Here is a 9,090-nt window from a genome sequence, read left to right as displayed (position 1 = left end):
ATGCGTTAAACATATGTCCTTAAAGTAGAAGTATTGATGATAATGGATTTTTAGTAGTTTACTCTTGATAAGATCCAGAACCGAGCTATGAGGATATAGAAGCTACAAAACGTCTGATTAAATGTGGAGAGATCTTCGGGATAGACGTACTGGATCATATTATTATAGGAGATGGTTATTATGTCAGTATAAAAGAAAAGGGGATACTTTAATGGGACTTGATATGTATTTCTATGTTGAAGATAAAGCAACACGTGAACGTATAGAACTTGCATACTATAGAAAGTTCAATGCATTGCACGGATATTTTGATAAGAAATATCAGCTGGATAATCCTGGGCAATGTGAAGTGACCTCTCAGGACCTTCTTTATTTATTGAGCGCAGTAAAAGCTATACAGTCTCGTCCTGATGATGCACCTATGAGACTCCCGTATTATACAGGGCCGTTCTTTGGTTCATATGAATACGAAGCGATATATTTCGGCCACATCTCTCAGCTTCATAAAGACTTAAAACGCTTAATATCAATAGATAAAGAAAAATATCAAATACTGTATTTAGCAGATTATTAATCTTCGATTTTCGAAATTTATTCATATAAACTATTGAAATTTTCAGAAGATTAAATTATGATGGAGATAACTTATAGAGAAAGGAGGAAAATAAGATGAACAAATTAATACATTTTGTATTGATACGACAAGAAATTCAATATTTTCCTCGTGCAGTGCATAAATTTATGTGATTGCAGGGAGATCTCTCTAGATATAAAAGCGCACATGCTTTCATTTTATGGGAGTGTGTGCTTTTTTGTGTTTAAAGAGAAAGGAGATGGAATATGTTTGATGTTTTAAGTAAGTTAAGCTGGTTTTTTAAACAGGAGAAGAAACGTTATATTATTGCGATCATCGTTTTGTTAATAGCAAATGTAATTGAAGTCATTCCACCATGGTTAATTGGTCAGACGATAGATGCAGTTAACTTGAAGACGTTGAACGCATCAAAGTTTAACTGGATAATGCTTGTCTTCCTAATTACGATTATCCTTAGTTATATCATCAATTTCTTATGGCGTTATCTACTCTTTAATGGATCTCAACTGCTTGAGAGTATGATGCGCAGAAAGTTGATGGCAAAGTTTCTGACGATGAGTCCGGGATTCTATGAGAAAAACAGAACAGGAGACTTGATGGCCAAAGCGACAAATGACTTAAGTGCAATTCGTATGACTGTTGGTTTCGGAATATTGACATTAGTCGATAGTACGACTTACATGATTACAATTATTGCAACAATGGCAGTCCTTGTATCCTGGAAATTAACGTTAGCTGCATTATTACCGCTTCCATTTTTAGCGATAATCGAGCAGAAACTCGGTAAGATGATTCATGAACGCTATACAGTGAGTCAAGATGCATTCGGTGAAATGAATGACAGTGTACTTGAGTCTATAGAAGGAGTTAGGGTATCGAAAGCGTTTGCTCAGGAAGAAAATTTAAACGAACGTTTCCGTCATATGACCACAGATGTAGTAAATAAATTTATCCACGTAGAGAAACTTGATGCGTTATTCAAGCCTCTAACTATTATTATTACGGCTTTAAGTTTTATGATTGCGCTAGGGTATGGAAGCTTTCTGGTCAATCAAGGTGAAATTACGGTCGGTGCATTAATATCATTTAACGTCTATTTGAATATGCTTGTATGGCCAATGTTTGCAATCGGCATGCTCTTTAATATTATGCAGCGTGGCAATGCATCATTGGATCGTGTAATGGAAACGTTAGATGCTCAGGATGCCTTACTGGAACCGGTTGACCACGTTGTACCTGACGACCATAATGTTGCATTTGAAGCTGTGACGTTCCAATATCCATCGAGCGAAACAGTCAATCTGTCGAATGTTTCGATCCACCTGGACTCGGGAGATACTTTAGGGATTGTTGGTCCGACTGGAAGCGGAAAGACGACATTAATTAAGCAGATACTAAAAGAATATCCACTTGGACGAGGTGAGATAACTTTAGGAAATGTTGCTCTGGATCGACTAACAAAAAAAGAAGTAAGAGATAAAATTGGTTACGTATCCCAGGAAAATATCTTATTCTCAAGGACAATTCGAGAAAATATTAAGTTTGGTAAAGACGATGCGACCGAGGAAGAGATCGCTGAAGCTATACGCCTTGCAAACTTTGATGAAGATATCAAAAGACTGCCATCTGGTCTGGATACATTGGTAGGAGAAAAAGGGATAGCGATATCTGGAGGTCAAAAACAGCGTATCTCGATTGCACGTGCGATGATTAAAAATCCAGATATTCTTATACTTGATGATTCTTTAAGTGCTGTAGATGCAAAGACGGAAACAGCGATTATCGAGAATATAGAATCTTCACGTAAAGGCAAGACAACCATTATTTCCACGCATAGACTTTCTGCTGTACAGCATGCCGATCATATTGTCGTGCTCTCTGAAGGAATCATTGTACAAGAAGGTACACATGATGAACTAATTGCACAGGATGGATGGTATAAAGAACAGTTTAATCGACAACAACTAGGAGGTGAGTCGTCATGAGTACGACGAAACGTCTCTATCATGAAGCAGTAAAAGAAAAGAAATTATTTATCGCAGGTTTTATCATTCTTTTCTTTGCAGTCGTTACTGAATTATCAGGTCCGATAATAGGAATGTATATTATCGATCATCATATCAAGGATGCCGGTGAAATAATCAATATGCAGCCTATATTTCAGCTGCTTGGATTATATTTCCTTATTGCTTTAATCTATGCAATTATGAGTTATTATCAGACAATTGCCTTTCAGACAGCGGGTTCGAATGTTATAAAACATCTACGAACAAACTTGTTTGAACATATTCAGAAATTACCGATAAAATACTTTGATAACTTGCCTGCTGGAAAAGTTGTTGCAAGAATTACGAATGATACTCAGACGATTCTTGAACTTTTCACAGTGATGCTTCCGACATATATCGCAGGTTTTGCAAATATCTTAGGGATTATTATTGTCATATTCTATTTTAATGCAAAAGTAGGACTGCTGGCATTGATTGTTGTACCATTATTGTTTTTCTGGCTGTTGATCTATCGTAAGGTTTCCGATAAATATAATCATATCGTTCGTGAACGAAACAGTGATATGAATGCGATGCTGAATGAATCGATCAATGGGATGGCGATTATTCAGGCTTTCAATCAAGAAGCGAAGATACAGCAGGAATACGAAGAGCTGAATAAAGAGTATTTAAAGAACTATGAACGAATTATTAAGCTAGATTCATTAACAAGTCATAATTTGATGGGAATTTTACGTTCTGCGGTGTTTTTAATCATGATCTATATATTTGGTCAGTCATTCTTATCGAATGAAGCGACATTAACAGCAGGAATGATGTATATTCTTGTAGATTATTTGACGCGATTATTTAATCCAATGTTCAATATCGTTAATCAGCTAAGCGTATTGGAACAAGCACGTGTATCAAGCAATCGTGTGTTTGAAATGATGGATGAAACGCCAGAAATCATTGAGCAGGACGAACTGGTGATAACACGTGGAGAAGTGAAGTTTCAAGATGTATCGTTTGGCTATAAAAAAGATGAACTTGTCCTTAAAAATATTAATATCCAGGCAGCACCTGGAGAGACAGTTGGTTTAGTCGGTCATACAGGTTCTGGTAAAAGCTCCATTATGAATCTGCTCTTTAGGTTTTATGACCCAACAAAAGGGCAGATTCTAATCGATGGAGTAGATACGAAGTCGGTGACAAAAGCTTCTATGAGAAGTCGTATGGGTATCGTCTTACAGGATCCATACTTATATACAGGTACAATTCTAAGCAACATTACTTTAGGTGATGAAAGTATATCACGCCAAACTGCAGAGCATGCCTTAATGCGCGTAGGCGGTCACCGCGTACTGCAGTCGCTTGAGGCAGGGATTGATACTGAAGTTGTAGAACGTGGTGCCACTTTATCGAGCGGACAGCGTCAGTTAATTTCATTTGCACGTGCACTTGCATTTGATCCAAAAATACTGATTCTCGATGAAGCAACAGCTAGCATAGATTCAGAAACTGAAGCGATGATTCAGCAGGCGATGGATGTATTAAAGAGTGGACGTACAACATTTGTTATCGCACATCGACTGTCTACAATTAAGAATGCAGATCAGATTATCGTGCTGGATAAGGGTGAGATTATTGAGCATGGCACACATGAAGAATTAATTGCACTTCGAGGTCAATATGCTAAAATGTATGCATTACAGTCAGGTAGGTAATGAGATGCTTATTATTAGGGATATGGATGAAGACAGTGCACAGGCAATCAGTCTATGGAATTTTGGAGAGGCATATGCACACTATAACCTGAATGGCGAACAAAGCGCTATTCAGGAATTTTTGCATGGACATTATTATGTTGTATATAAGGACGATGATATATTTGGTTTTTTTTGTGACGGTGATAGCGCCCAAGTCGATTTTATGTCGACAAATTTGTATGAGATAGACTTTGGTTTCGCGCTGAATCCAAAATTTATCGGTCAAGGGTATGGCAGGGCCTTTATTAAGATGATCATGCACTTTTATCATGCGTATCAAGATGTCTGTCATTTCAGACTCACTGTTGCATCATTTAACACGAGAGCGATCTATTTATACCATCGCATTGGATTTGAATTTAATAAGGAAATATCGATGATTGAAGATGGAGTACTCACGAAATTTTACGTAATGTCCCGTGATTTCCATCTTAAGACGGATGAAGCTATCCCTGTTTTACATTATAGTTATGTAAGAAGGTAGGGGGTCCGAATGTTTAAGTTTTTGAAAGCAATAATAAAATTAACACTGATTGTGACTGTATGTATCATGATATATTTAATTATACAGCTCAATCCGTTTGCAAATAATCCGAATCAACCAGAGAATGAAAGAGAAGCAGTCACATACAACCTCGAAGATAATGCATTATTTAGAAATATTCCTTTATCTCAAGTTAAAAATGCATTTAATTTCATGGACAAGCAGGAGTTTATGGCAGTTTCAGGTTTAAGTTTAATGGGGTATAACGATGAATATCTGGCTGGTAAGCGTGGTAATGATTATATTCTCTATCGATTTGGGGAACAGCAAGTACAAGTTTATGCTGATGAGTATGCGCTGGATCAAGCATTAACAAAACGCAGTCAAAGAATTGAATTAAAGGATATTTCAGCCTATTAATGGTATGATAAATACACCAATAATATAACTTGAACTATGCATAGAAAATGTATGTTATTTTCTGTATAGTTCTTGTTTTTTTATAAACAACTTGAAATATAACTTAGAATGTTATCATTCATAAGTCCCACACTATGAACTAGGAGAATATATGAAACACAATCACTTTATTTTAATTCTACTTATTCCTGTCTTTTTAATATTAACTGCATGCAATAATCATAAAATAGCTAAAGTACAACATCCTATCGTTGAAATACAGAAGTTATCACATGTTGATCTGACCACTTATTACGCAAGTTCAATGACACTTGAAGAAAAGATAGCGCAACAGCTCGTGCTGGGCTTTAACGGTACGGATTATAATGCAGCCTTAAAAAGATACTCTGCTCGCAAAATTGGTGGTGTTATTTTGTTTAAGAGAAATATAGTGAATGAATCTCAAGTAACGCAACTGAATCGGGATATCTTTCACAATGCCACTGACATACCGATGTTTATCGGAATAGATCAAGAAGGCGGCAGAGTGAATCGATTGCCAGCTTCTATACAAAATATTGAATCCGCCTACACAATAGGTTTATCGCATGATAAACAGTATGCATATCAGCAGGGGAGATATATTGGAGAAAATGTGAAACGTATGGGATTTAATCTGGACTTTGCACCTGTACTGGATATTTGGAGCAATCCAGTGAATAAAGTAATTGGAGACAGAAGTTTTGGTCACGATGCAAATACAGTGTCGGACATGAGTCGTTCGTTTCGTCGAGGCATAAACGATAGCGGAATCATTACGAGTGGCAAACACTTTCCAGGGCATGGAGATACGGTTGCAGATAGTCACGTGACACTACCTGTGAGCAATAAATCACTTGATGAGCTTATGAAGTTCGAACTGCTTCCATTTAAACGACATATTGATGATGGCATCGATATGATAATGGTCAGCCATATTTCATTTCCGAGCATCGATAGTAACTACCCGGCATCTATCAGTAAAGAAATTGTGACAAATATATTAAAGAAAAGGCTCGGGTATAAAGGCGTTATCATTTCAGATGATCTAAATATGGGTGCAATCAGTAATCGCTATTCTTTGAATGAGGCAGTTGTTCGTGGGCTTCAGTCAGGTGAGACAATCATGCTCATCGGAAGTGATGCTGTAGATGTTGATACACTGATTCAATATGTTAAATCGAATGTTGAAAACGGCAATATAGATAAAAAAATAATTGATGAAAATAATGAAAAAATAATCAGATTAAAGCTTAAATATGGTATCTTATAATATATTGAATATTCTATAATGAGGTGTTAATGTTGCCTAATTTCTACAAAAGAAATAAACTGGTCTTTATTTTATTCGGGCTGATTGTCTTTATCGTATTAGTCGGTGTATCTTTAAAAGAGCGCGCAACTTCTACAGCAGAAGCATTTGCTGGAGATACCGTTGCAGCTGGTCAGCGTATTGTATCCTATCCTGCTATGTTTGTAACATCGAACTTCAGCAATGTAATACATATGTGGAATGCTAATGAAGAAAATAAGAAGCTCAAACAAAAGATAAAGGGGTTTGAGCAGGTGGAAGCTGATAACTATAGGCTTGATAAAGAGAACCAAGAATTACGTCATGCCTTAAAGACAGAAAGTATTTCCATCTATGAGCCTGAAATTTCAACTGTCATCAGTAGAAATCATGATCAGTGGATGAATACGATGATCATTAATAAAGGGAAATCTTCCGGTTTCAAAGAGAATATGGCTGTAATTACGACTGAAGGATTGGTCGGTCGACTAAAGAAAGTAAATAGCTACTCATCACAAGTGGAAATGATTACTTCAAATGTTAAAGCAAGTAAAATTAGTGTCACGCTTCAGCAGGGTGCTGAAGAAATCTTCGGTATGGTAGACCATTTTGATGATAAGAAGAACTTGCTGGTAATTTCTGACATTGATAATAACGTTAAAGTTAAAGTTGGAACGAGAGTTGTGACAAGTGGACTTGGAGGTCAGTTTCCTAAAGGAATTCTTATAGGGAAAGTTAAAAAAGTAGAAAATGATGAGTATGGTCTTAGCCAGATTGCGTATGTTGAAACTTCCGCAGATTTAAAAGGTCTTTCCCAAGTATATATCGCGAAGAAAAGTCCCAAAGCTGTTACGCTTGAAGGAAGTGGAGAGTAATGCAAATCATTATTTTTCCTGCTATCGGATTGTTGCTGTTACTTATAAATAATTTAATAACGACATTTATGCCTATAAACTTCTTTGGATATGAGCTCTACTTTATACCCCACCTCGTATTAATATACTTGCTGATACTAACGGTATATAAGAATCCGAAAATTGCACTGATCTTAGCCATTTTATTTGGTATTCTATGTGACATTTACATTGGCAATATATACGGGCTCTATACATTTGGATTTATTATTGCAGTGTTGCTGATGGACCAGCTCTTTAAAGTTTTTTATAAAGACTTAAAGATGATGATTGCTTTATTGCTGTTATTTGTATTGTTATTCGAAAGCTTTAAGTTTATAACAGTTAAAGTACTCGGGCTGGCCACAACAGGTGGTTTTGGATTTGTTTTCGCGCATTTAATTCCGACATTACTTATTAATTTCCTGTTTATTATCATTGTGTTTCCGATACTTCTTAAAATATTAGATAAATATACAATTTAAAATTGACTATTTACAATTCTGATGATATCATATTGAAGTTGAGTAGTTTCAAGCTACATACAACCGCACAACTTTAGGTTTAAGTGAGTGATCCACCTAAAGATGGCGTGACTTATAAATAATAGGAGGTGCAAGTATGTTTGCAATTATTGAAACTGGTGGAAAACAATTAAAAGTTGAGCAAGGTCAAGAAATCTGGGTTGAGAAATTAAACGCAGAAGAAGGTTCAACATTCACGTTTGATCAAGTATTAATGGTTGGTGGAGAAACAGTTAAAGTTGGTTCACCTGTAGTTGAAGGTGCTACTGTTACAGCGAAGGTTGAAAAACACGGTCGCGGTAAAAAAATCACTGTATTCAAATACAAACCAAAGAAAAACTACAAACGTAAACAAGGTCATCGTCAACCTTACACAAAATTAGTTATTGAAGCGATTAACGCGTAATGATTAATGTTACCGTCTTGGTCAATGAAGATGGACAAGTAACTGAGTTTACTATGGAAGGCCATGCGGATAGCGCACCTCATGGGCAGGATCTTGTGTGTGCGGGCGCATCAGCAGTTGTATTTGGTAGTATGAATGCAGTTATGGGTTTGACAGATGAAAGACCCGATATTGATTATGCAGATGATGGCGGTTATTTTACTGCTAGAGTTGTAGACCTTAATAATAAGGAAGCGCAACTGATCATACAGTCAATGCTCGTGTCGCTACAGACAATTGAAGCTGAATACGGACAGTATATAAAATTAAATTATAAGTGAGGTGTAACTCATGTTAAAATTAAACTTACAATTCTTCGCATCGAAAAAAGGGGTAGGTTCTACACGTAACGGTCGTGACTCTGAATCAAAACGTTTAGGTGCTAAACGTGCTGACGGTCAATTCGTAACTGGTGGTTCAATTTTATACCGTCAACGCGGTACTAAAATTTTTGCTGGTGAGAACGTAGGTCGTGGTGGAGATGATACGCTTTACGCTAAAATTGATGGCGTTGTTAAATTCGAACGTTTCGGACGCGACAAAAAGAAAGTATCAGTATACGCTGAAGCGAAATAATGTGAATCGTGGGACTTGGGACAGTTGTCTCAAGTCCTTTTTCATTTTATTTAATACCGGACATGTACAAAATCCTCAATGATTTTG

The 9,090-nt window shown here is 36.5% G+C and carries 11 protein-coding genes, 1 pseudogene and 1 other annotated feature; all 12 genes and pseudogenes read left to right on the top strand.

Translation table 11 applies throughout. The annotated features are described in order from the left end of the window. Window positions 1-83: 83 nt before the first annotated feature. Window positions 84-212: pseudogene (locus ACZ2V4_RS02935) on the top strand (JAB domain-containing protein); the annotation flags it as partial. Further along, entirely contained in the window at window positions 212-574 is a 363-nt protein-coding gene (locus ACZ2V4_RS02930; protein WP_120785706.1) for a hypothetical protein, read from the top strand. The pseudogene ACZ2V4_RS02935 and the gene ACZ2V4_RS02930, both read left to right, overlap by 1 nt. 266 nt (window positions 575-840) lie before the next feature. Further along, window positions 841-2,580, top strand: coding sequence for an ABC transporter ATP-binding protein (locus ACZ2V4_RS02925; protein ID WP_419895009.1), 1,740 nt, complete (start codon window positions 841-843; stop codon window positions 2,578-2,580). Next, complete coding sequence (locus ACZ2V4_RS02920) at window positions 2,577-4,310, top strand: ABC transporter ATP-binding protein (RefSeq protein ID WP_490514486.1); 1,734 nt, start codon at window positions 2,577-2,579, stop codon at window positions 4,308-4,310. Before ACZ2V4_RS02925 ends, ACZ2V4_RS02920 begins: the two co-directional genes overlap by 4 nt. Then, entirely contained in the window at window positions 4,276-4,836 is a 561-nt protein-coding gene (locus ACZ2V4_RS02915; RefSeq protein WP_490514485.1) for a GNAT family N-acetyltransferase, read from the top strand. The genes ACZ2V4_RS02920 and ACZ2V4_RS02915 overlap by 35 nt, the downstream gene beginning before the upstream one ends. Before the next feature lie 9 nt (window positions 4,837-4,845). After that, on the top strand, window positions 4,846-5,256 hold the full coding sequence (locus tag ACZ2V4_RS02910; protein ID WP_219492346.1) for a DUF4930 family protein: 411 nt from the start codon (window positions 4,846-4,848) through the stop codon (window positions 5,254-5,256). A gap of 151 nt (window positions 5,257-5,407) precedes the next feature. Further along, a complete protein-coding gene (gene nagZ / locus ACZ2V4_RS02905) occupies window positions 5,408-6,547 on the top strand; it encodes a beta-N-acetylhexosaminidase (RefSeq protein ID WP_490514484.1) in 1,140 nt (379 codons plus the stop codon). Between the two features lie 29 nt (window positions 6,548-6,576). Then, on the top strand, window positions 6,577-7,440 hold the full coding sequence (gene mreC, locus ACZ2V4_RS02900; RefSeq protein WP_419895007.1) for a rod shape-determining protein MreC: 864 nt from the start codon (window positions 6,577-6,579) through the stop codon (window positions 7,438-7,440). Beyond that, a complete protein-coding gene (mreD, locus tag ACZ2V4_RS02895) occupies window positions 7,440-7,943 on the top strand; it encodes a rod shape-determining protein MreD (RefSeq protein ID WP_419895006.1) in 504 nt (167 codons plus the stop codon). Before mreC ends, mreD begins: the two co-directional genes overlap by 1 nt. A gap of 51 nt (window positions 7,944-7,994) precedes the next feature. Beyond that, window positions 7,995-8,066 (top strand) — a sequence feature (ribosomal protein L21 leader region). A 13-nt stretch (window positions 8,067-8,079) separates the two neighbouring features. Continuing rightward, the gene (gene rplU, locus ACZ2V4_RS02890; RefSeq protein ID WP_012657190.1) at window positions 8,080-8,388 is read left to right on the top strand and encodes a 50S ribosomal protein L21; all 309 of its coding nucleotides are present in this window, start codon (window positions 8,080-8,082) and stop codon (window positions 8,386-8,388) included. Further along, window positions 8,388-8,708, top strand: coding sequence for a ribosomal-processing cysteine protease Prp (locus ACZ2V4_RS02885; protein WP_012657189.1), 321 nt, complete (start codon window positions 8,388-8,390; stop codon window positions 8,706-8,708). The genes rplU and ACZ2V4_RS02885 overlap by 1 nt, the downstream gene beginning before the upstream one ends. A gap of 10 nt (window positions 8,709-8,718) precedes the next feature. Further along, on the top strand, window positions 8,719-9,003 hold the full coding sequence (gene rpmA / locus ACZ2V4_RS02880; protein WP_041636048.1) for a 50S ribosomal protein L27: 285 nt from the start codon (window positions 8,719-8,721) through the stop codon (window positions 9,001-9,003). The last annotated feature ends 87 nt before the right edge of the window (window positions 9,004-9,090 follow it).

The sequence above is a fragment of the Macrococcus sp. CoH-51_TC_04 genome (assembly GCF_058188655.1).
The sequence above is the reverse complement of the archived record's forward strand: the minus strand, read 5'-3'. Positions and strand labels throughout refer to the sequence as shown.

What these genes read in the sequence shown, in the direction of transcription:
- ACZ2V4_RS02930 (WP_120785706.1), top strand. Translation starts at nt 212, where the DNA reads ATGGGACTTGATATGTATTTCTATGTTGAAGATAAAGCAACACGTGAA.
- ACZ2V4_RS02925 (WP_419895009.1), top strand. Translation starts at nt 841, where the DNA reads ATGTTTGATGTTTTAAGTAAGTTAAGCTGGTTTTTTAAACAGGAGAAG.
- ACZ2V4_RS02920 (WP_490514486.1), top strand. Translation starts at nt 2,577, where the DNA reads ATGAGTACGACGAAACGTCTCTATCATGAAGCAGTAAAAGAAAAGAAA.
- ACZ2V4_RS02915 (WP_490514485.1), top strand. Translation starts at nt 4,276, where the DNA reads ATGCTAAAATGTATGCATTACAGTCAGGTAGGTAATGAGATGCTTATT.
- ACZ2V4_RS02910 (WP_219492346.1), top strand. Translation starts at nt 4,846, where the DNA reads ATGTTTAAGTTTTTGAAAGCAATAATAAAATTAACACTGATTGTGACT.
- nagZ (WP_490514484.1), top strand. Translation starts at nt 5,408, where the DNA reads ATGAAACACAATCACTTTATTTTAATTCTACTTATTCCTGTCTTTTTA.
- mreC (WP_419895007.1), top strand. Translation starts at nt 6,577, where the DNA reads ATGTTGCCTAATTTCTACAAAAGAAATAAACTGGTCTTTATTTTATTC.
- mreD (WP_419895006.1), top strand. Translation starts at nt 7,440, where the DNA reads ATGCAAATCATTATTTTTCCTGCTATCGGATTGTTGCTGTTACTTATA.
- rplU (WP_012657190.1), top strand. Translation starts at nt 8,080, where the DNA reads ATGTTTGCAATTATTGAAACTGGTGGAAAACAATTAAAAGTTGAGCAA.
- ACZ2V4_RS02885 (WP_012657189.1), top strand. Translation starts at nt 8,388, where the DNA reads ATGATTAATGTTACCGTCTTGGTCAATGAAGATGGACAAGTAACTGAG.
- rpmA (WP_041636048.1), top strand. Translation starts at nt 8,719, where the DNA reads ATGTTAAAATTAAACTTACAATTCTTCGCATCGAAAAAAGGGGTAGGT.